Here is a 19,768-nt window from a genome sequence, read left to right as displayed (position 1 = left end):
CACTCTACTCGCGGCGCCTCGGCCTCTCGCAGTCGCGCGAAGCAGGATAGGCTGGGGTGTCATGCTCGAACTCGATCTCTCCGCCGAAATCCAGGCGCTCAGGCAAACCTTCGGCGACATCAGCGAGGTCGTCGATGTCTCCCGGCTCCGCGACGACATCGCGCGACTCAGCGAAGAGGCCGGTGCGCCCGATCTCTGGGACGACACCGAGCGCGCTCAGAAGGTGACCAGCGCCCTCAGCCACCGCCAGTCCGAGCTCGCGCGCATCACCGGCATCGCGCAGCGTCTCGACGACCTCGAGGTGCTCATCGACCTCGCCAACGAGATGGGCGACGAGGAGTCGGCCCTGGAGGCCCGAGCCGAGCTGACCGCGCTGACCGAGATGATCAACCAGCTCGAGGTGCAGACGCTGCTGGACGGCGAGTACGACGACCGCAGCGCGATCATCACGATCCGCTCCGGCGCCGGCGGCGACGACGCCACCGACTTCGCCGAGATGCTGATGCGCATGTACCTGCGCTGGGCCGAGCGGCACAAGTACCCGGTCAAGGTCATGGACACGTCCTACGCCGAGGGCGCGGGCATCAAATCCGCGACGTTCGAGATCGACGCGCCCTATGCCTTCGGCACCGTGTCGGTCGAGGCCGGCACGCACCGTCTCGCCCGCATCAGCCCGTTCGGCTCGGCCGACAAGCGGCAGACCTCGTTCGCCGCCGTCGAGGTCATTCCGCTCATGGAAGAGGCCACCGAGGTCGACATCCCCGAGAGCGACATCCGCGTCGACGTCTTCCGCTCCTCCGGCCCCGGCGGCCAGTCCGTCAACACGACCGACTCGGCGGTGCGCATCACGCACCTTCCGACCGGGATCGTCGTGTCGATGCAGAACGAGAAGTCGCAGATCCAGAACCGTGCCGCCGCCATGCGCGTCCTGCAGACTCGCCTGCTGCTGCTGCAGAAGGAACAGGAAGCGGCGAAGAAGAAGGAGCTCGCGGGCAACATCACTGCGAGCTGGGGCGACCAGATGCGCTCGTACTTCCTCTACGGCCAGCAGCTCGTCAAGGACCTGCGCACCGGCTACGAGTCCGGCAACCCGGCATCGGTGTTCGACGGCGACCTGGACGGGTTCATCTCCGCCGGCATCCGCTGGCGCAAGCGTCGCGACGACGACTGACCCGTCGGACACGAAAGCGGCCCCGGTGATCCACCGGGGCCGCCTTCGTCATGTCGTGGCTGTCACTGAACGGCGACGAACACCTCGTCCGACAGGATGCCGGGCGTGACACGCAGCAGGCCGTCGTCACCCACCGGTACCTGGAGCACGACGTTGCCGGTAGCGGATGCGTCGGTGTAGATCTCCTGGAGCGCGAGCGCGGGCTCCGGCGGGAGGACGAGCGCGTCCGTGCTGGAGACGACTTCTCCGTCGGCGGTCACGTAGTCGAACATCACCATGGCGGCGTAGCCGGAATCCTCGCCCTTGTACGTCACCGTCGCGTTGATGAGAGCGTAGGTGGTGCCTTCGGCCGGCGCCTCGTTGTACGGGTTGGCCGCCAGGATGTCCTCGGTCGCATCCAGTGTCACCGTGTTGACGACGACGTCGTACTCGTCGCCGCTGATCGTGCTGCCGAGCGCCGCGGGGTTCTCACGCGAACCGACCTCGCCGGAACCGGCGTCCGCGTCCTCGTCCGCGTCATCCTGCGGGGACTCGGACACCGTCGTGTCGGACATCTCATCGATCGCCTGCACGCCGGCCGCGATGAGTGTGCCGACCAGCACGATCGAACCGATGATCCCGCCGACGACCGCGAGGATGAGGCCGGTGATGGCCGGCCACTTCGCACCCTTCAGGAAGAACGCGACGATCGAGAGGATCAGGCCGATCGGAAGCAGGATCAGACCGAGGATCACCGTCGCCGGGATGCAGGCGAGCAGGAACCCGAGAGCCGCGACGCCGAGGGCGATCCAGCCGATCACGTGGGGCTTGGGCTTTCCCGCGGTCGCTGCCGCGACGGGGGCCTCCGTGTACGGAGCCGCGTCGGCGCGGGCGCCCGGCCCCGCGAGGGGGGCGGCGGCATACGGCGAAGTGCCGCTGTCAGCCGGGCTCGGGACGGCCGGCGGCGTGAAGGCAGATGCCTCTGCCGCGGGAGCAGGTGCCTCTGCCGCGGGTGCCTCGGGTGCGGACGCGGCTTCGGGAGCGAAGTGCTCCGTCCACTTCGCGCCGTCCCACCAGCGCTGGCGCCCCGAACCGTCGTCGTACCAACCGGCAGGCGTGCTCATGATGTCCTCGAGTTCTCGCACCGTTGCTGTGCGCGGCACGGGCGCAGGACGCACCCTCCCGGCGTCCACTCCTATCTATAGCAGTCCTATGAGACATCTGTGAGCGGGCGTCGACCCCGCACCGGATGGGGTGTCGCTCGCAGGCAGCGCCGCACCCGCGCTTAGGCTCGTACCGCCATGATTCGGTTCGAGAACGTCACCAAACGCTATCGGGGCACCAAGCGCCCTGCCCTGTCGGGCGTCGACTTCGAAGTGCAGCGCGGGGAGTTCGTCTTCCTCGTGGGCGCTTCGGGCTCCGGCAAGTCGACCTGCCTGCGACTGATCCTCCGGGAAGAGGTCCCCTCGACCGGTCGCGTCGCGGTCCTCGGGCGCGACCTGCGTTCGCTCGCGAACCGGAAGGTCCCCTACTTCCGCCGGCACATCGGCTCTGTGTTCCAGGACTTCCGTCTGTTGCCGTCCAAGACGGTCTACCAGAACGTCGCGTTCACGCTGCAGGTGACCGGTTCCTCCCGCGGGTTCATCCAGCAGGCCGTCCCCGAGGCGCTCGCCCTGGTGGGTCTGGACGGGAAGCAGAAGCGGATGCCGCATGAACTGTCCGGCGGTGAGCAGCAGCGCGTCGCGATCGCCCGCGCGATCGTCAACCGTCCGCAGGTCCTGCTCGCCGACGAGCCGACCGGAAACCTCGACCCGGCGACCTCCGTGGGCATCATGCAGCTGCTGGCCCGGATCAACGCGGGCGGCACGACGGTCCTCATGGCCACGCACGAGGCCGGATTCGTCGACCAGATGCAGCGCCGCGTGATCGAGCTGCGCGACGGCGAGATGGTGCGCGACGAGGTCCACGGCGGCTACGGCGACACCTCGGCCATTCCGACGCTCTCGCCCGAGCAGGTCCGCGGTGCTGCGGCCGCGGCCGCGCTCACCGCGGTGCAGGAGGTGCAGCGCGAGACCGCCTCGATCCCGCCGTTGGATGCCGAGACCCTGGCGCGCATGCGCGAATCGAAGAACCGCGCCGCCACCGGCCCCGTCGTGACGACGGCGCCGGCGGAGCCCCGAGCCACCGAGGCACCTGCGCCGGCCGCGGAGCGCACATCGACGAGCGCCGATGCGACCGCGCCGGCATCCGCACCGGTTCCGCCGCGAACGCATCCGATCGTGCTGCCAGAGGTGGACATCGCCGAAGTGGGGGTCGCCGATCGTCTCGGCCTCGGGGACAAGGACGACGACGAAGTGGGGCCGACGACATGAGGATCGGACTCATCCTGACCGAAGCCCTGGTGGGGCTTCGCCGCAACGCCTCGATGGTGATCTCCGTGGTGCTGGTGACCTTCGTCTCCCTGACGTTCGTCGGCGCCGCGATCCTGATGCAGGAGCAGATCTCCACGATGCGGGCCTACTGGTCCGAACGCGCCCAGGTCGCCGTGTACATGTGCTCGCCGGTCTCCGAGACCGACACATGCGTGGACGGCGAGGCGACCCAGGAGCAGCTCGACTCGGTGTCCGGCGAGCTCGAGGGCGATGCCCTCGCACCGCTGATCGGCAGCGTGCGCTTCGAGGACAAGGCCGAGGCGTACGCCAACCTCATCGAGCTGGTCGGCGAGGAGCAGGCCAGCGTCCTCACCGAGGACCAGATGCAGCAGAGCTACTGGGTGACGCTGAAGGATCCAGCCCAGTCCCGGGTGATCACCGAAGCCTTCACAGGCAAGCAGGGCGTCGAAGAGGTCGTCGATCAGCTCAAGTACCTCGATCCGCTGTTCTCGGCGCTCACCGTGGCCACGTACATCGCTGTCGGCATCGCGGCGCTGATGCTCATCGCCGCCGTGCTGCTGATCGCGACGACGATCCGATTGTCCGCCTATGCCAGGCGCAAGGAGATTGGCATCATGCGCCTTGTGGGCGCGTCGAACAGGGTGATCCAGACGCCGTTCGTGCTGGAGGGCGTGTTCGCCGCGTTCCTCGGCTCGGCCCTCGCGAGCGCAGCCGTGATCGCCGGAGTCCACTTCGGCGTCGACGGCTACCTCCGTGGACGGGTCCCGTCGATCACGACCTGGGTGACGATGCAGGATGCCGCATTCGTCGTGCCGATCCTGATCATCATCGGCGTCGTGCTGGCTGCCCTGTCGGCCGGCTTCGCGATCCGTCGCTGGCTGCGCACCTGATAAGCTGACGGGCTGTCGTGCGCCCGCACGGCACGGAATCAGGAGAGCATCATGCCCAGGGAACGCGGGGAGAAGGTCATCGCGACCAATCGTCGCGCACGTCACGACTACAACATCGAGAAGTCGTACGAGGCGGGACTCGTGCTCACCGGCACCGAGGTGAAGTCGCTGCGTCAGGGACGAGCCAATCTCTCGGACGGCTACGCGTTCATCAAGGGCAATGAAGCGTTCCTCGATGCCGTGCACATCCCGGAGTACTCCCAGGGCCACTGGACGAACCATTCCGCCAAGCGGATCCGCAAGCTCCTCCTGCACCGCGAAGAGATCGCGAAGCTGCAGCACGCGGTCTCGGCCGGTGGCTACACCCTGATCCCGCTGAAGCTGTACTTCTCGGACGGCCGGGCCAAGATCGAGATCGCACTGGCCAAGGGCAAGCGCGAGTTCGACAAGCGCCAGACGCTCCGCGAGCGTCAGGACACCCGCGAAGCCGAGCGCGCGATGCGCCTTCGCAACCGCGTCGGCGAATAGGCTCTACCGTTTCGGACTGAACCCGAAGACTCGACCGAGGAAGGCGAGTTCGCGCTCGAGCGCGTCCACGATGGTCGACGCCGTGCGGAATCCGTGCCCCTCACCCGGGTAGATGACGTACTCGTGATCGATGCCGCGTGCGGCCAGGGCGTCGCGGATCGCCTCGGACTGCGCGGGCGGGACGACGGGGTCGTCCGCCCCCTGCAGCAGAAGCACCGGAACGTCGATCCGGTCGGCGTGCGTCAGCGGCGACCGTTCGATGTAGACGGACTCGGCTTCCGGCAGCGGACCCACGAGCCCGTTCAGGTACTCCTTCTCGAAATCGTGCGTGTCGGACACGAGCGCGCGCAGATCGGAGACGCCGTAGCGGCTGATGCCCGCGCGGAACACGTCTCCGCGCACGAGGGCGCCGAGGACGGTCCAGCCGCCCGCTGAACTCCCGCGGATCGCGATGCGTTCGGGATCGGCGAGGCCTGCTTCCGCGAGGCCTCTGGCTGCGGCGAGCACGTCGTCGACGTCCACGATGCCCCAGTCGCCGTCCAGTCGCTCGCGATAGGCACGGCCGTATCCGGTCGAGCCGCCGTAGTTGACGTCCAGGACGCCGATGCCCCGGCTCGTGTAGAACGCGATGCCGGCCGAGGCTGCGCCGGTCACGTGCGCGGTCGGCCCGCCGTGCACGAACACGACGTAGGGCGGGCGCTCGCCCTCCGGCGTCTCGACGTCGGGGTTGGCGGGGGCATAGGCGAACGCGTGCACCGGTCCGTGCTTCCCGTCGACGACGATCTGCCGTGCGGGCGGCATCCAGGCCGGGTTCACGGCGCCGCCGCCCGAGATCGCGACAGTGGCGCCCGAGTCGATGTCGACGCACCACAGGCCGGGGGCGACCGTCGAGCCGGTGCCGGTGACGAGGATCCGGCTGTCGGAGACGTCGTCGATGCTGATGTGCCCATCGCACGGGATAGGCAGATCGCGGGCTTCGCCGGCGCGGTCGATCACGACGAGCTCGTCACGGCCGTTCGTGCGCACGGCGACGATGCGCCCGTCGGCGAGGGGCTGGAACCAGCGGTTGCCCAGCACCCAGAGCCCGTAGCCGGTGTCCGCATCGGCCGGCGCGATCATCGACGAGCGCCCGGCAGGATCGACGCCATCGAGGCCCATGCGGTGCAGCGTCCAGCGGTCGTCCGGGATGTCGGCGTACAGCAGCGTCCGGTCATCGGTCCACTCCGGCTGCAGCGCGGCCCGTGCCGACACGGTGCCGATCTCGTCGGTGCCGATCCTGGCGATGCGCACCTGGGCGCTCTCCCACGGCATCCGCTCGCCCGACCACTGCACCCAGGCGATCCTGGTGCCGTCGGGGGAGAGCGCCGGATGTGCGAAGAACCCGGTGCCCTCGGCGTGCACGATGACGCCGGACGGGTCATCGGCCGCGGAGCCGTCGGTCGGGATCTCGACGATCGCACGTCGATGCGGGGTGACCGTCAGGTCCTCGCGGACGGCCAGCAGCCGGCCCGCCTGCACGCGCAGTCCGCCGTGGGCCGGACCAGGCGCAGTGAGCGGCTCAGGAGCGCGCCCGGGCGCGAGCCGGTGCACCCGCTGGCCGCGTGCCTCGACGAAGTACAGGATGCCGTCGGCATCCGCTGTCCAGGAGCCGCCGCCGTACTCGTGCACGCGAGAGCGAGCGCTCCAGGGGGAGGGCAGCACCTCGGCGCCCGTCGAGCTGCGCACAGTGACGCGGCCCGCCTCGGTCGGCACGGACTCGCCCCACCAGATCTCGTCGCCGACGAATCGCGCGCCGTCGAGTCGGGGAGCTGCGGACGCGATGTCGGCGGCATGGAACGGGGATGGCCAGGAACCGAACGGCTGGGGCATGCTTCGAGCCTACGAGAGCGGCGCGACACATGGCGTCACAGAGATGCGCGGTCGTCGCGGCGTGCCCTACGTTCGTGGAAACGCCCCGTTCATCTGGAGCGTGGAGCGACAGCCGAGCCCGGCATCCGCTTGCGAAGCGCAGCGCTCTTCGCAGCCGCCCCGTGTCCGCCCTGTCAGCAGGAGAGAAACATGTCCTCCGAGGACTCCACCACCGCCGGTGCCTCGCGCGTGCCGTTCTCCTTCGAGCTCTACCCGCCGCGCACCGCCTCCAGCGAGGACGCGCTGCACGAGACCGTGCGCCGCCTCGCCGCAGCAGGGCCCGCATTCCTCTCCGTCACGTACGGCGCGGGCGGTTCGACGGGTGGACGCTCCCTCGAGGTGCTCCGGTTCATCCGCGCCAACACCGATGTCGAGCCGCTCGCGCATCTCACCTGCGTCGGGAACACGTACGCCGGTGCCACGCAGCTCATCCGCGAATTCCTGGATGCCGGCATCCGGAGCTTCCTCGCCCTGCGCGGAGATCCGCCGCTCGGGCAGACCGAGCCGTTCCTCGGGGATCTGGAGAGCGCCGCGCAGCTCGTGCAGCTCATCGACCGGGTGCAGGCCGAACGGGCGCCGTACGAGGAGTCGCCAGTGCCCGGCCTCCCGGGTGCTGCCAGGGTCGCACCTCGACGCAAGGTGAGCATCGCCGTCGCCGCCTTCCCGAAGGGGCACCCCCGCGCGGTGCACCGCACCCAGGACGTCGATGCGCTGCTGGCCAAGCAGGCCGCAGGCGCGACTTTCGCGATCACGCAGCTGTTCTTCCACGCCGACGACTACCTCGCCTTCGTCGAGCGCGCACGACGCGCCGGCGTGACGATCCCGATCCTGCCCGGAATCATGCCGATCACCTCACCCGCGCGGCTGTCCCGCGTGCTGGAACTCACCGGCGAAGAGATCCCCGGCGAGCTGCAGGTGGCTCTCGAGGTCGAACCGACCGCCGAGGGGCGCCGGCAGATCGGCGTCGACTGGGCGGCCGAACTCGCCCGCGAGGTCGTCGCCGGCGGTGCGCCCGGTGTGCACCTGTACGCGTTCAACCAGCACGAGACCGTCCTGGACGTGCTCGAGTCCGCCGACATCCTCCCTGCTCTTCATCGTTAGACCCCGCTGAAAGGACCCACCATGACTGCATTTCCCGAGGGAACCATCCTCGGCTACCCGCGCATCGGGCGCCGCCGCGAACTGAAGAAGGCCGTCGAGGCGTTCTGGGCCGGTCGGATCGATGAGCAGGAGCTCGAGGCCACGAGCGCCGAGCTGCGTGCCGCGACCCGCGAGCGACTCGCATCGCTGGGGCTGGGCCGTGCGGATTCCGCGATCCCGGAGTCGTTCTCGTACTACGACCAGGTGTTGGATGCCGCCGTCACCGTCGGTGCGATCCCCGCACGCTTCGAGAACCTGCGCTCCGCGGACGGAACCATCGGGCTTCCCGCGTACTTCACCGTCGCCCGTGGCGAGGGGGACCGTGCTCCGCTGGAGATGACGAAGTGGTTCGACTCCAACTACCACTACCTCGTGCCCGAGATCGGTCCGGAGACGACGTTCTCGTTCTCCAGCGACCGCCTCGTCCGCGAGGTCTCCGAGGCCGCCGCGGCGGGCTTCGTCACCCGTCCGGTGATCGTCGGACCGGTGACGCTCCTCGCACTGGCGAAGGCGTCGGACGACGCTCCGGAGGGCTTCGACCCGCTGTCCCGTCTCGAGGACGTGCTCCCTGTCTACGTCGAACTGCTCGCACGTCTGCGCGCGGCGGGTGCCCAGTGGGTCCAGATCGACGAGCCGGCTCTGGTCAGCGAGTCGCTTCCTGCCTCGACGGCGCAGCTCTCGGCCGCAGCCGAGCGTGCGCTCGCGGTGCTCGGCGGCGCGACCGACCGCCCGGCGATCCTCGTCGCGGCACCGTATGCCGCGCTCGACGCCGTCTTCCCCGTGCTCGCCGCGGCCCCGATCGAGGCCATCGCGGTCGACCTGATCCGCGGCTCCGTGCCGGCTGCCGCCGAAGGGCTTGCGGACAAGGTGCTCGTCGGCGGCGTGGTCGACGGTCACAACATCTGGCGCGGGGATCTCGCGGCGGCGTTCGACAAGCTCGAGGCGCTGCGGGCCCTCGGCGCGGCGCAGGTCGCGGCGTCGAGCTCGACCTCGTTGCTGCACCTGCCGCACGACGTCGAGGACGAGTCGAAGCTCGACAGCCGTCTCGTCTCCTGGCTCGCGTTCGCCGACCAGAAGGTCGCGCAGGTCGTGACGCTGGCGCGGGGTCTCGATCAGGGCCGCGCTGCCATCCAGACGGAGCTCGACGCGGCATCCGCGGCTCTCGCCGACCGTCTGTCGGCTCCTGGTGTGCGCGACGGCGCCGTCCGAGCGCGCACCCTGTCGGACGCCGACTTCTCGCGTGTCTCGTACGCGGAGCGCGAGGCGGCGCAGGAGGAGGCTCTCGGTCTACCTGCGCTCCCGCTCACGACCATCGGGTCGTTCCCGCAGACCGGAGACATCCGCCGTGCTCGCGCTCGGTTCACGCGCGGTGAGATCACCGAGGCGGAGTACCAGGAGTTCCTGCGTGCCGAGATCGACAGCGTCGTGGCGCTGCAGGAGGAGCTCGGTCTCGATGTCCTCGTGCACGGTGAGCCGGAGCGCAACGACATGGTGCAGTACTTCGCCGAGAACCTGGACGGCTTCGCCGTGACCGAGAACGGCTGGGTGCAGTCCTACGGGTCCCGCGCGACGCGTCCGTCGATCCTGTGGGGCGACGTGTCGCGTCCCGCTCCGATCACGGTGGACTGGTCGACCTACGCACAGGGACGCACGTCCAAGCACATGAAGGGCATGCTGACCGGTCCGGTCACGATCCTGGCGTGGTCGTTCGTCCGCGATGACCAGCCGCTCGGGGAGACCGCCAACCAGGTCGCTCTGGCCCTGCGCGAGGAGATCGCCGATCTCGAGTCGGCCGGCATCGAGATCATCCAGGTCGACGAGCCGGCGCTGCGCGAACTGCTGCCGCTCAAGCAGGCCGACCAGCCGGCGTACCTGAAGTGGTCCGTGGACTCGTTCCGCCTCGCCACCGGCGGCGCCGTCGCGGCGACCCAGATCCACACGCACCTCTGCTATTCGGAGTTCGGCGTCGTGATCGATGCGATCCGCGCTCTCGACGCCGATGTGACGTCGATCGAGGCTGCTCGCAGCCGCATGGACGTCGTGGACGACATCTCCGCGGTCGGCTTCGACCATGGCATCGGCCCCGGCGTGTACGACATCCACTCGCCGCGCGTTCCCTCCACGGACGAGATCGAGGCGCTGCTGCGTCGCGCGGCCGCGGAGATCCCGAACCGTCAGCTGTGGGTAAACCCGGACTGCGGTCTGAAGACCCGCGGCTACGACGAGACCACCGCGTCGTTGCGCAACATCGTCGAGGCCACGCGTCGCGTCCGCGAGGACGTGTCGGTCGCCGTCTGACGTCCTGTCGCAGCAGAACGGCCGCTCCCGATCGGGAGCGGCCGTTCTCGTCCACGCGGATCACACGGCCCGAAGCACCGCCACGACCTTGCCGAGCACCGTCGCGTCGTCGCCGGGGATCGGCTCGAACGCGGAGTTCCGGGGGAGCAACCAGGTGTGTCCATCGCGTCGACGGAACGTCTTGACCGTCGCCTCGTCGTCGAGCATCGCGGCGACGATCTCGCCGTTCTCGGCGGTGTTCTGCGTGCGCACCACGACCCAGTCGCCGTCGCAGATGGCGGCGTCGATCATCGACTCGCCGTTCACCTTGAGCATGAACAGGTCACCCTTGCCGACGAGCTGACGAGGCAGGGGGAAGATCTCCTCGACCTGCTGTTCGGCGGTGATCGGCACACCGGCGGCGATCTGTCCCACGAGCGGGACCAGGGCGGCGTCGCCGACCGGGGGAGCGGTGTCAGCGGGGTTCTCGGTACCCGAGCCGGGGAGGTCGATGAGGACCTCCATGGCCCTGGTCTTGCCGGGATCCCGGCGCAGGTAGCCGCTGAGCTCGAGCTGACCGAGCTGGTGGGTGACGCTGGAGAGGGACTTGAGGCCGACGGCATCGCCGATCTCCCGCATGCTCGGCGGATACCCGTGCCGGGCGATCGAGGTCTGGATCACCTCGAGGATGGCCATCTGCTTGGCGCTGAGGCTCTTGCGTCGACGAGTGCGCGGTGCCTCGGTGCCGGGGGCTGTTGCGTCGCTCATGGCTGCTCCTTGGTTGCCGATCGGGTGCCCCGGCGGCGATGTCGGAGGCCCGTGGTGAGGTGTCGTTAGCGAAACCGTATCCGAGGTTCCCCGGTTCGGGGAAGATCTGTTCGAGCGTGTCGGACGATTCGACGGAAAGGTTTCGAAAAATGCTTGACAGAGATTCGAAATCGAAGATACATTCGGTACGTAGCTTCGCATCCCCCGCTCCCGGCCGAGCGGGGAATGCGAACGCTACGCCAAGTTCTCCCGATCGGGAGAGGGAGCACGAGGAGCAGCGATCATGAGCAGCATCACCGTCACGGCACCGTCCATCCGTCCGTCTGCGGCAGCCACGCGGCTGCGGCTGACGACGCGCGGACGCCGGGTGCTGCTCGCCCTGGCTGCGCTCCCTCTCGCCGTCGGTCTCGCCTTCGCAGCGCTCAGCGGCGGCTCCGCGTACGCCGGGGGTGAAGAGGTGGTCACGTCGTTCGAGACGGTGACCGTGATGCCCGGCGACACCCTGTGGTCGATCGCAGAGGAGATCGCTCCGGCGGCCGATCCGCGTGAGGTCGTCGATGCTCTGCAGCGGCTGAACCTGCTCGAGGGCGGCGCACTGATGATCGGCGACGAGTTGGCCATCCCAGCGGGTTACGAGAGCTGAGACGATTCGTCACATCGACACGGCCGTATAGAGCCGTCTCGGTAGCATGGGATGGATGACCTCCCTCGACGATCTCCCGCTCCGTGACGACCTCCGCGGGCTCACCCCGTACGGCGCTCCGCAGGCTCCGCTGCCGGTGGCCCTGAACGTCAACGAGAACACGCATCCCGTTCCGGATGCTGTCGCCAGCGACATCCTCGACGACATCGCCGTCGCACTGCGCGATGTGAACCGCTACCCGGATCGGGAGTTCACGACGCTGCGCGAGGGGTTCGCGGAGTACCTCGGGCACGGACTGTCCGCAGACCGGATCTGGGCGGGCAACGGTTCGAACGAGGTTCTGCAGCACATCGCCCAGGCCTTCGGCGGGCCGGGGCGCACGGCTTTCGGGTTCGCGCCGACGTATTCGATGTATCCGCTCATCACACAGGGAACGGGGTCGACCTGGGTCGCCGGGACGCGGCAGCCCGATTACACGCTGTCCGCGGAGGAGGCCGCCGAGCAGGTGGCGGCTGCTGACCCCGACATCGTCCTGCTGTGCTCGCCGAACAATCCGACCGGCACCCCCCTCGGCCTGGATGTCGTCGAGGCGGTGTACGAGGCATCCCGTGGCGTGGTCGTCGTGGACGAGGCCTATCAGGAGTTCGCGCCCCGTGACGCGCCTTCCGCGCTGACGCTGCTCGACGGACGCCCGCGGCTGGCGGTGTCGCGCACGATGAGCAAGGCGTTCGCGTTCGCCGGCGCCAGGGTCGGGTATCTCGCTGCCGACCCGGCGTTCATCGACGCCCTTCGTCTGGTGCGTCTGCCGTATCACCTGAGCGCACTCACGCAGGCTGCCGCCGTCGCCGCGCTGCGCAACGCCGAAACCATGCTCGCGATGGTCGACGAGATCGTCGAGCAGCGCGATCGCATCACGGCGACGCTCGAGGCTCTGGGGTACGCGCCGCACGAGTCGTGGTCGAACTTCGTGCTCTTCGGCGGGGTGTCTGACCCGAAGGCGACCTGGCAGTCGCTCTACGACAAGGGGATCCTCGTGCGCGATGTCGGCATCGCCGGTCACCTGCGCGTGACCGCAGGAACCGAGGCGGAGACCACGGCGTTCCTGGACGCTCTCGCGTCGATAGAATCGGCTTCATGAGCCGCACCGCCAGCCGTACCCGCAGCACGTCCGAGTCGTCCGTCGAACTCGAGCTGAACCTCGACGGCTCAGGCATCAGCCACATCGACACGTCGGTGCCGTTCTTCGACCACATGCTGACGGCGTTCGCCAAGCACTCTCTCACTGACCTCACGGTGCGTGCGTCCGGCGACACGAACATCGACGCGCACCACACTGTGGAGGACATCTCGATCGTTCTCGGCCAGGCGATCCGCGAGGCACTGGGCGACAAGTCGGGCATCTCGCGCTACGGGGACGCTCTGGTCCCGCTCGATGAGGCCCTCGCGCAGGCCGTGGTCGACATCAGCGGCCGGCCCTATCTCGTGCACACCGGCGAGCCGGCCGGGTTCGAGCACCACCTCATCGGCGGTCACTTCACGGGCTCGCTGGTACGCCACTCGTTCGAAGCCATCACGTTCAACGCGGGTCTCACCGTGCACGTGCGCGTGCTGGGCGGGCGTGATCCGCACCACATCGCCGAGGCCGAGTACAAGGCGTTCGCACGTGCCTTCCGCCAGGCCAAGGCCCTCGACCCGCTCGTGAACGGCATCCCGTCCACCAAGGGCGCGCTGTGAGCCGCCCTCGCGTCGCGGTCTTCGACTACGAGTCCGGCAACGTCCACTCCGCCGTCAAGGCGCTGATCGCCGCCGGCGCCGACGCGGTGCTGACCGGTGACCGGACGGAGGCGCTGGAGGCGGATGGTCTCGTGGTGCCCGGCGTCGGAGCGTTCTCCGCCGTGCGCGAGGCGCTCGCGGCGCACGGCGGCGACGAGATCATCGAGCGCCGTCTCGCCGGCGGACGCCCGGTGCTGGGTATCTGCGTGGGCATGCAGGTGCTGTTCGAGCACGGCGTGGAGCGCGGCATCGACACCGAGGGCCTGGGGGAGTGGCCCGGCGCGGTCACTGAGCTCGACGCGCCTGTCCTGCCGCACATGGGCTGGAACACGGTGACGCCGGACGAGGGCAGCGTGCTGTTCCGCGGCATCGAGGACGAGCGGTTCTACTTCGTGCACTCCTTCGCGGCCCAGCACTGGGGGCTCGACGTCATTCCCCCGTTCCCGAAGCCGTCGCTGACCTGGACGACGTACGGTTCGCCGTTCCTCGCCGCCGTCGAGAACGGGCCGCTGTCCGCGACGCAGTTCCACCCCGAGAAGTCGGGCGAGGCCGGCATCCAGCTGCTGCGCAATTGGGCGGGAACGCTCTGATCCGAGTCGATCCTGCCGACGGCGTCAGAACCCGCGGGCGACGGATGCGGCGGCCGTGAGCCACGCACGCTGCGTGCGCTTCGCGAGCGCTCCGTAGCGCAGATGACCGTCGACGATCTCGTGATCGAACGGGATCGAGACGACATCGCGCGCAAGCGGGCGGTACCCCTCGACGACATGGGCGACGTCCGCGGACGATGCCTTCGGATCCGCTTGCGACACGACGACGACGGACCGGCGTGCGAGCCGGGCAGAGCGCTCGTCCCGCTCTTCCAGAGCCTCCAGGAGCAGTGCGCCGGCTTCCGCATGGTCATCGCGGGTCGTGGTCGCGACGACGAGCTGGTCGGCGTGATCGATCATGCGCAACCACATCGGATCGGACTCGTCGTTACCGGAGTCGATGATGATCAGCCGGTAGAACTTGGCAGCGACGGAGTGGATCGCGTCGACGTCTTCCGGATTGAGGCGGTTCTCGTGAGCGAGGCGGATCGGCTTCGATCGCAGTACGTCGTACTTCTCACGCGGCTGGTGGTGGACGAAATGTGCGAGGTCGGCGGACTGGGCGCCGGTCCCGAGCAGGCGCTCGGCCTCAGGGAGCATTTCGAGCAGAGTGCGATCATGCGCACCCGCTTCGGTGCGCCATCCGAGCGTTCCGCGGGTCTGATTGTTGTCCCAGGCCAGGACGCCGGCGCCCCCGAAACGGGCGAAGACCGCGGCCAGCAGGATCGTGGTCGGCGTCTTGCCCGCGCCACCCTTGCCGTTCACGACGGCGATCGTCCGCGGGCCGGGCCAGTGCTGGCTCACGGCGACCTCGTCATCACGGACGGACTGCTCCGCGGCGCTCGGCGGCACTTTGAAGCCCAACCGGTTCAGCGCGCCGCGTGCGCCCTCGCGCGCCGGTTCCTCCGGCCGCTCGGTCTGCAGGAACGACTGCCGCTCGCGCATCTCCCGCCTGGTGCGAGGGTCCGGGGCTGCGCCGTCGGGCGCGTTCGTCTGAGCGGCGCCCGCGCTGCGGTGATACTGCGGCATGACGTCGGCGGCGACCGGCGCCGGAGGCGCCGGATTCGTGGGGACCGACTGGATCAACGGCATCGACTGGTCGACGCTGTTCCCACGCTCGGGGTTCGCGGGCAGGTGGTCGTTCGAAGCTCCGGTCATCGTCGACGAGCCTACCGGCATTTGGGCTTCCCCCGAACGCCGAGTACCCTCGGTTCTCGTGCCCGCGAACGGTGCACTTCCATCCACCCGAGGACGACATGAACGACTTCGCGTCAACCCCCAGCCTGACCCTTCTCCCTGCTGTCGATGTCGCAGGCGGCAAGGCGGTGCGTCTCACCCAGGGTGAGGCGGGCAGCGAGACCAGCTACGGCGACCCGCTGGACGCGGCGGGGGAGTGGGTCGATCAGGGCGCCGAATGGATCCACCTCGTCGACCTCGATGCCGCTTTCGGGCGCGGTTCGAACGCCGGCATCCTGCGCAAGGTGATCAAGCAGTTCCGCGGCGTCAACGTCGAGCTCTCCGGCGGTATCCGTGACGATGCGAGCCTCGAGGCTGCGCTCGAAACCGGAGCATCCCGCATCAACCTCGGTACCGCGGCCCTCGAGAACCCCGAGTGGGCGGCCGACGTCATCAGCCGTTACGGCGAGGCCGTCGCCGTCGGCCTGGACGTGCGGGGCACGACGCTCGCCGCCCGCGGCTGGACCGAGGAGGGCGGCGACCTCTGGGAGGTGCTCGACCGACTCGAGGAAGCCGGCTGCAGCCGCTACGTCGTGACCGACGTGACGAAGGACGGCACGCTGCGAGGACCCAACCTCGAGCTGTTGCGCGAGGTGACCTCGCGCACGCCGAAGCCCGTCGTGGCCTCGGGAGGCATTGCGAACCTCGACGACATCGCCGCGCTGCGTGAGCTCGTCCCCCTGGGCGTCGAAGGCGCCATCGTCGGCAAGGCGCTCTACGCCGGTGCGTTCACGCTGGCAGAGGCACTGGATGTCGCAGGGGACTGATTCCTGCGACCACGGCGCCGGCGACGATCGGACGGGTCTGCCGGGCGGCGATTCCGCCGGCGTCCCCTGGGAAGGGCGCAGCTTCGAGGCGAACCCGCACGCGGCCGACGACGGATCCGCCGACCCCGCGCTGCTGGACGCGCTGCTGCGCTTCCGCGCCGGTGAAGGCAGTCAGGTCGCGGTCGTCGATGCCTTCCGCACGTCCCGCGTCCTGATCCCCCTGATCGCCGAGAAAGGGGAGGAGGGTGTCGCCCCTTCAGGACTCGCCGTCGACAAGACGCAGGAGCTGTCGATCGTGACGGTCGCTGCACCGGATGGGCGCCGCGTGCAACCCGTCTTCTCCTCGGTGCAGACGATGCAGCGCTGGGATGCCTCAGCGCGTCCGATTCCCGTCGAAGCCGTGCGGGCCGCATTGGCCGCCTCGTCCGAGGACACGGACCTGATCGTGCTGGATCCGACCAGCGATACCGAGTTCGTCCTCCGCCGTCCTGCGGTGTGGGCCGTCGCGCAAAGGCACGCCTGGGAGCCGAGCTTCCTGTCACCCGAGGTGTTCTCCGCGCTCCAGGAGAGCGTCGCCCACGAACTCGCCGTCATCGACGTCGCCGTCGCAGCTGGGGACCCTGAGGCGCGTCTGCGCGGTCCGGAGCTCGTCGTGATCCTCGAACTCGTGGACGGGCTCGAACGCGAGGTCCTGGACGCCGTCCTCTCCCGCCTTGCGCAGCGCTGGGCCGCCGACGACCGCATCGCGGTCCTCGCCGACTCCCTGACAGTGAAGCTCCGCCGCTCCGCCTGACGCTAGGCTCGCCGCATGAGAGGGCGACCGGCGATGGCGTCCGTCGCACTCGTGTGCGCCGCCGTGCTGCCCACGACGGCCTGCCAGGCCGAGGCGGTGTGCCCGGCGATCGGATGGAGCAACGCGATCACCGTGGACGCATCTGCGCTGGGTGACGACGTGTTCGTCCAGATGTGCGTCGCGTCCGCGTGTTCACCTGCACCTGGCGCGACGGCGACCGCACCTTCGGATGCGCGAACGCCGATTCACGACGGTGACGGGGTCTTCCAGCTCGGTATGACAGCGCCGGATGCCGTCACGGTGCGGGTGTACGCCGGCGACGGCGGCCTGCTCGACGAAGCCGAACACGACCTCGACTGGGAGCACTCCGATGCTCCGTGCGGTGGCCCGTCCGCGACGGACCCGATCGTGCTGACGCCGTGAGGCGCGGCGCTCGGATCAGTTGACCGGCCCGGTCCACTTCTCGCCTGGACCCTTGCCGATCGGGTCGGGGATGGACGACGCCTCGCGGAAGGCCAGCTGCAGAGACCGCAGGCCGTCTCGCAGCGAGCGCGCGTGCATGTCGCTGATCTCCGGCGCTCCGGCGGTGATGAGACCGGCCAGCGCGTTGATGAGCTTGCGCGCCTCGTCGAGGTCGAGCTGGGTGTCCGGGTCGTCGGCCAGGCCGAGCTTGACGGCCGCCGCGCTCATGAGATGCACCGCGGTCGTGGTGATCACCTCGACGGCCGGGACATCGGCGATATCGCGGGATGCGGAGCTCGCGGCATCCTCCTGCCTCGCCCACTCGTCGTGTCGGTGGTCGTCGCCTGCTGCCTGAGTCGTCACTTCGCCTTGCCTTCTGTTAGACTGTGCCGGGCTCCGGAACGTTTTGTTCCGGTACGAAAGAGGATTCACTTCCCACCCGCGCTTGCCGTTCCAGGCTACCGGGTCTTGCACTCCACCGGTTCCGTTCGCAAGGACGACCGGTAGACAGGGTGCCAGCCGGCGTCTGGATGCCGGTGGGTGGGAGACGATTCTGATTTCGCCCGGGATGCTGACGGCATCCTGGTGGCTTGAAACCATCGTCTAAGGAGTTCCGCATCAGCGATCCCCGCACCAATGAGCGCATCCGCGTCCCCGAGGTCCGCCTCGTCGGACCCGCGGGTGAGCAGATCGGCGTCGTCCGCATCGAGGCGGCGCTGCGCCTCGCGCAGGAAGCCGACCTCGACCTCGTCGAGGTTGCCCCCAACTCGAAGCCGCCCGTGGTCAAGATCATGGACTACGGCAAGTTCAAGTACGAGGCTGCCCAGAAGGCGAAGGAAGCTCGCCGCAACCAGGCGAACACGATCCTCAAGGAAGTCCGCTTCCGTCTGAAGATCGAGGCTCACGACTACACGACGAAGCTCAAGCGTGCCGAGGGCTTCCTGAAGGCCGGAGACAAGGTCAAGGCGATGATCCTGTTCCGCGGGCGCGAGCAGTCCCGCCCCGATCAGGGTGTGCGTCTGCTCCGCAAGTTCGCGGAGGATGTCGCCGAGTTCGGAACCGTGGAGTCCAACCCCACGATCGACGGACGCAACATGGTCATGGTCGTCGCTCCGCTGAAGAACAAGTCCGAGGCGAAGGCCGAGCAGAACGCCGTCCGCGACGCGCAGCGCGCCGCGAACAAGCAGGCCGCCCGCGAGGCCAAGACCACGGATGCCGTGGACGAGGCTGCCGCGGAGTAACGCCCGCCCCACATACTCCCGCATTGCGCGGGTGAACACCGTCGCCTGAGAAGGCGCCATACGAAGGAAGAGAAGATGCCGAAGCAGAAGACCCACTCGGGTGCGAAGAAGCGCTTCAAGATCACCGGAAGCGGAAAGCTGAAGAAGCAGCAGGCCGGTATGCGCCACAACCTCGAGCACAAGTCGAGCCGTCGCACCCGCCGCCTCAACCAGGACCAGGTGCTGTCGAAGGCTGACACCAAGGTCGCGAAGAAGCTTCTCGGTCGCTGACGCGACCGAACGCACGAACAGGAATACAGGAAAATGGCAAGAGTCAAGAGGGCGGTCAACGCCCACAAGAAGCGTCGCGTCATCCTCGAGCGCGCGTCCGGTTACCGCGGTCAGCGTTCGCGCCTCTACCGCAAGGCCAAGGAGCAGGTCACTCACTCCCTCGTCTACGCGTACCGCGACCGTCGCAAGCGCAAGGGCGACTTCCGCCGTCTGTGGATCCAGCGCATCAACGCTGCGGCCCGCCAGAACGGCATCACGTACAACCGCTTCATCCAGGGCCTCGGCCTCGCGGGTGTGCAGGTCGACCGCCGCATGCTCGCTGAGCTCGCGGTGAACGAGCCCGCCACGTTCGCCTCGCTCGTCGAGACGGCCAAGAAGGCTCTGCCTTCGGACGTGAACGCGCCGAAGTCGGCTGCGTAAGCATCCTTCGAGAACGGGCGTCCTCCTTCGGGAGGGCGCCCGTTCCTCGTCTCAGTGCGGCCGGCGCCGGCCGCGGGCGGCTGACCGGGAGATGCCGGCATCCAACAGCAGCGCGAGAACCACCGCGGCGGCGTAGACGAGCAGGTCGCGCTGGTCGAACCCGGCACCGAGCACCAGGACGGCCGGGGGGAACACGTCCGCCGCGTCGCGGGGGATGCCCGTGAGCTGCAGGAACTCGACCGTCGCGCACAGGATGAGGGCCAGGGCGGCGATCATCCGACGGGGAGCACGCGGCGCGAGCAGCACGAGCACCAGGTAGACGAGGACGGCGTAGAGCGCGTCGCCGATCACGTCGCCGGCGAGGCCTGAACCGAACCGGTGCACGAGCAGTCCCGCAGCGATCGTGACCACCGCGATCGAGCCGACGGCGACCCGCCGGGGCGTCGGGGAGCGGTGGTCGGCAGGAGGCACCCGGGCACACTAACCCGCGCAACTGCGTGGACGCCGAGTGAACAGCGT

Annotated in this window: 22 protein-coding genes; 16 read left to right on the top strand and 6 right to left on the bottom strand. The window is 68.9% G+C overall.

What is annotated here, in order from left to right; translation table 11 throughout:
* The first annotated feature begins 61 nt into the window (after positions 1-61).
* Positions 62-1,171, top strand: a complete 1,110-nt coding sequence (prfB, locus tag OED01_RS10535; protein ID WP_264155232.1) for a peptide chain release factor 2 — start codon at positions 62-64, stop codon at positions 1,169-1,171.
* A 62-nt stretch (positions 1,172-1,233) separates the two neighbouring features.
* Here prfB and OED01_RS10530 read toward each other — a convergent pair whose 3' ends face one another.
* The gene (locus OED01_RS10530; RefSeq protein WP_264155231.1) at positions 1,234-2,313 is read right to left on the bottom strand and encodes a DUF2510 domain-containing protein; all 1,080 of its coding nucleotides are present in this window, start codon (positions 2,311-2,313) and stop codon (positions 1,234-1,236) included.
* Between the two features lie 138 nt (positions 2,314-2,451).
* Here OED01_RS10530 and ftsE point away from each other — a divergent pair, with 138 nt between their 5' ends.
* Genes ftsE through smpB form a run of 3 tightly spaced genes read left to right on the top strand, consistent with a single transcriptional unit; the run spans position 2,452 to position 4,961 of the window.
* Positions 2,452-3,522 (top strand): cell division ATP-binding protein FtsE, encoded by a 1,071-nt coding sequence (gene ftsE, locus OED01_RS10525; RefSeq protein WP_264155230.1) that lies wholly within the window; start codon positions 2,452-2,454, stop codon positions 3,520-3,522.
* Positions 3,519-4,433, top strand: coding sequence for a permease-like cell division protein FtsX (gene ftsX / locus OED01_RS10520; protein WP_264155229.1), 915 nt, complete (start codon positions 3,519-3,521; stop codon positions 4,431-4,433). The genes ftsE and ftsX overlap by 4 nt, the downstream gene beginning before the upstream one ends.
* Positions 4,434-4,484: 51 nt before the next feature.
* Complete coding sequence (smpB, locus tag OED01_RS10515; protein WP_264155228.1) at positions 4,485-4,961, top strand: SsrA-binding protein SmpB; 477 nt, start codon at positions 4,485-4,487, stop codon at positions 4,959-4,961.
* A 3-nt stretch (positions 4,962-4,964) separates the two neighbouring features.
* Here the strand turns inward: smpB and OED01_RS10510 are convergent, their stop codons facing one another.
* On the bottom strand, positions 4,965-6,830 hold the full coding sequence (locus OED01_RS10510; RefSeq protein WP_264155227.1) for a dipeptidyl-peptidase 5: 1,866 nt from the start codon (positions 6,828-6,830) through the stop codon (positions 4,965-4,967).
* Between the two features lie 189 nt (positions 6,831-7,019).
* Here OED01_RS10510 and OED01_RS10505 point away from each other — a divergent pair, with 189 nt between their 5' ends.
* Complete coding sequence (locus tag OED01_RS10505) at positions 7,020-7,970, top strand: methylenetetrahydrofolate reductase (RefSeq protein WP_264155226.1); 951 nt, start codon at positions 7,020-7,022, stop codon at positions 7,968-7,970.
* Positions 7,971-7,991: 21 nt separating this feature from the next.
* Positions 7,992-10,307: a 5-methyltetrahydropteroyltriglutamate--homocysteine S-methyltransferase gene (gene metE, locus OED01_RS10500; RefSeq protein WP_264155225.1), complete on the top strand. Its 2,316-nt coding sequence runs from the start codon at positions 7,992-7,994 to the stop codon at positions 10,305-10,307.
* Positions 10,308-10,367: 60 nt separating this feature from the next.
* Here metE and lexA read toward each other — a convergent pair whose 3' ends face one another.
* Complete coding sequence (lexA, locus tag OED01_RS10495; protein ID WP_264155224.1) at positions 10,368-11,054, bottom strand: transcriptional repressor LexA; 687 nt, start codon at positions 11,052-11,054, stop codon at positions 10,368-10,370.
* Positions 11,055-11,337: 283 nt separating this feature from the next.
* On the opposite strand from lexA, the gene OED01_RS10490 reads away from it, so the two are divergent.
* From OED01_RS10490 to hisH, 4 genes are read left to right on the top strand one after another with little or no spacing between them, the layout of a single operon-like run.
* A complete protein-coding gene (locus tag OED01_RS10490) occupies positions 11,338-11,697 on the top strand; it encodes a LysM peptidoglycan-binding domain-containing protein (protein WP_264155223.1) in 360 nt (119 codons plus the stop codon).
* A gap of 55 nt (positions 11,698-11,752) precedes the next feature.
* Positions 11,753-12,835 (top strand): histidinol-phosphate transaminase, encoded by a 1,083-nt coding sequence (locus OED01_RS10485; protein ID WP_264155222.1) that lies wholly within the window; start codon positions 11,753-11,755, stop codon positions 12,833-12,835.
* Entirely contained in the window at positions 12,832-13,431 is a 600-nt protein-coding gene (gene hisB, locus OED01_RS10480) for an imidazoleglycerol-phosphate dehydratase HisB (protein ID WP_413231578.1), read from the top strand. Before OED01_RS10485 ends, hisB begins: the two co-directional genes overlap by 4 nt.
* Complete coding sequence (gene hisH, locus OED01_RS10475) at positions 13,428-14,060, top strand: imidazole glycerol phosphate synthase subunit HisH (protein ID WP_264155221.1); 633 nt, start codon at positions 13,428-13,430, stop codon at positions 14,058-14,060. Before hisB ends, hisH begins: the two co-directional genes overlap by 4 nt.
* A gap of 24 nt (positions 14,061-14,084) precedes the next feature.
* On the opposite strand, the gene OED01_RS10470 is transcribed toward hisH, so the two are convergent.
* The gene (locus OED01_RS10470) at positions 14,085-15,218 is read right to left on the bottom strand and encodes a MinD/ParA family ATP-binding protein (protein ID WP_264155220.1); all 1,134 of its coding nucleotides are present in this window, start codon (positions 15,216-15,218) and stop codon (positions 14,085-14,087) included.
* Between the two features lie 98 nt (positions 15,219-15,316).
* On the opposite strand from OED01_RS10470, the gene priA reads away from it, so the two are divergent.
* Genes priA through OED01_RS10455 form a run of 3 tightly spaced genes read left to right on the top strand, consistent with a single transcriptional unit; the run spans position 15,317 to position 17,279 of the window.
* The gene (gene priA, locus OED01_RS10465) at positions 15,317-16,063 is read left to right on the top strand and encodes a bifunctional 1-(5-phosphoribosyl)-5-((5-phosphoribosylamino)methylideneamino)imidazole-4-carboxamide isomerase/phosphoribosylanthranilate isomerase PriA (RefSeq protein ID WP_264155219.1); all 747 of its coding nucleotides are present in this window, start codon (positions 15,317-15,319) and stop codon (positions 16,061-16,063) included.
* Complete coding sequence (locus OED01_RS10460; RefSeq protein WP_264155218.1) at positions 16,047-16,856, top strand: SseB family protein; 810 nt, start codon at positions 16,047-16,049, stop codon at positions 16,854-16,856. The genes priA and OED01_RS10460 overlap by 17 nt, the downstream gene beginning before the upstream one ends.
* Before the next feature lie 15 nt (positions 16,857-16,871).
* Positions 16,872-17,279, top strand: coding sequence for a hypothetical protein (locus tag OED01_RS10455; protein ID WP_264155217.1), 408 nt, complete (start codon positions 16,872-16,874; stop codon positions 17,277-17,279).
* Positions 17,280-17,294: 15 nt separating this feature from the next.
* Here OED01_RS10455 and OED01_RS10450 read toward each other — a convergent pair whose 3' ends face one another.
* Positions 17,295-17,681, bottom strand: a complete 387-nt coding sequence (locus OED01_RS10450) for a DUF1844 domain-containing protein (protein WP_264155216.1) — start codon at positions 17,679-17,681, stop codon at positions 17,295-17,297.
* A 227-nt stretch (positions 17,682-17,908) separates the two neighbouring features.
* On the opposite strand from OED01_RS10450, the gene infC reads away from it, so the two are divergent.
* The 3 genes from infC to rplT all read left to right on the top strand — a co-directional run bounded on the left by infC (position 17,909) and on the right by rplT (position 19,249).
* A complete protein-coding gene (gene infC / locus OED01_RS10445; RefSeq protein WP_264155215.1) occupies positions 17,909-18,559 on the top strand; it encodes a translation initiation factor IF-3 in 651 nt (216 codons plus the stop codon).
* 75 nt (positions 18,560-18,634) lie between these two features.
* A complete protein-coding gene (rpmI, locus tag OED01_RS10440; protein WP_017828564.1) occupies positions 18,635-18,829 on the top strand; it encodes a 50S ribosomal protein L35 in 195 nt (64 codons plus the stop codon).
* Positions 18,830-18,862: 33 nt separating this feature from the next.
* Positions 18,863-19,249, top strand: coding sequence for a 50S ribosomal protein L20 (gene rplT, locus OED01_RS10435; protein ID WP_243232623.1), 387 nt, complete (start codon positions 18,863-18,865; stop codon positions 19,247-19,249).
* A 51-nt stretch (positions 19,250-19,300) separates the two neighbouring features.
* Here rplT and OED01_RS10430 read toward each other — a convergent pair whose 3' ends face one another.
* Positions 19,301-19,720, bottom strand: coding sequence for a DUF2809 domain-containing protein (locus tag OED01_RS10430; protein ID WP_264155214.1), 420 nt, complete (start codon positions 19,718-19,720; stop codon positions 19,301-19,303).
* Positions 19,721-19,768 lie beyond the last annotated feature (48 nt).

It is taken from the genome of Microbacterium sp. M28 (assembly GCF_025836995.1).
In the GTDB taxonomy this organism is placed as follows: Bacteria; Actinomycetota; Actinomycetes; order Actinomycetales; family Microbacteriaceae; genus Microbacterium.
The sequence above is the reverse complement of the archived record's forward strand: the minus strand, read 5'-3'. Positions and strand labels throughout refer to the sequence as shown.

What these genes read in the sequence shown, in the direction of transcription:
- smpB (WP_264155228.1), top strand. Translation starts at nt 4,485, where the DNA reads ATGCCCAGGGAACGCGGGGAGAAGGTCATCGCGACCAATCGTCGCGCA.
- ftsE (WP_264155230.1), top strand. Translation starts at nt 2,452, where the DNA reads ATGATTCGGTTCGAGAACGTCACCAAACGCTATCGGGGCACCAAGCGC.
- OED01_RS10485 (WP_264155222.1), top strand. Translation starts at nt 11,753, where the DNA reads ATGACCTCCCTCGACGATCTCCCGCTCCGTGACGACCTCCGCGGGCTC.
- prfB (WP_264155232.1), top strand. Translation starts at nt 62, where the DNA reads ATGCTCGAACTCGATCTCTCCGCCGAAATCCAGGCGCTCAGGCAAACC.
- rplT (WP_243232623.1), top strand. Translation starts at nt 18,863, where the DNA reads ATGGCAAGAGTCAAGAGGGCGGTCAACGCCCACAAGAAGCGTCGCGTC.
- OED01_RS10455 (WP_264155217.1), top strand. Translation starts at nt 16,872, where the DNA reads ATGAGAGGGCGACCGGCGATGGCGTCCGTCGCACTCGTGTGCGCCGCC.
- OED01_RS10490 (WP_264155223.1), top strand. Translation starts at nt 11,338, where the DNA reads ATGAGCAGCATCACCGTCACGGCACCGTCCATCCGTCCGTCTGCGGCA.
- lexA (WP_264155224.1), bottom strand. Translation starts at nt 11,054, where the DNA reads ATGAGCGACGCAACAGCCCCCGGCACCGAGGCACCGCGCACTCGTCGA.
- ftsX (WP_264155229.1), top strand. Translation starts at nt 3,519, where the DNA reads ATGAGGATCGGACTCATCCTGACCGAAGCCCTGGTGGGGCTTCGCCGC.
- hisB (WP_413231578.1), top strand. Translation starts at nt 12,832, where the DNA reads ATGAGCCGCACCGCCAGCCGTACCCGCAGCACGTCCGAGTCGTCCGTC.
- rpmI (WP_017828564.1), top strand. Translation starts at nt 18,635, where the DNA reads ATGCCGAAGCAGAAGACCCACTCGGGTGCGAAGAAGCGCTTCAAGATC.
- OED01_RS10470 (WP_264155220.1), bottom strand. Translation starts at nt 15,218, where the DNA reads ATGACCGGAGCTTCGAACGACCACCTGCCCGCGAACCCCGAGCGTGGG.
- OED01_RS10460 (WP_264155218.1), top strand. Translation starts at nt 16,047, where the DNA reads ATGTCGCAGGGGACTGATTCCTGCGACCACGGCGCCGGCGACGATCGG.
- OED01_RS10510 (WP_264155227.1), bottom strand. Translation starts at nt 6,830, where the DNA reads ATGCCCCAGCCGTTCGGTTCCTGGCCATCCCCGTTCCATGCCGCCGAC.
- OED01_RS10505 (WP_264155226.1), top strand. Translation starts at nt 7,020, where the DNA reads ATGTCCTCCGAGGACTCCACCACCGCCGGTGCCTCGCGCGTGCCGTTC.
- priA (WP_264155219.1), top strand. Translation starts at nt 15,317, where the DNA reads ATGAACGACTTCGCGTCAACCCCCAGCCTGACCCTTCTCCCTGCTGTC.
- metE (WP_264155225.1), top strand. Translation starts at nt 7,992, where the DNA reads ATGACTGCATTTCCCGAGGGAACCATCCTCGGCTACCCGCGCATCGGG.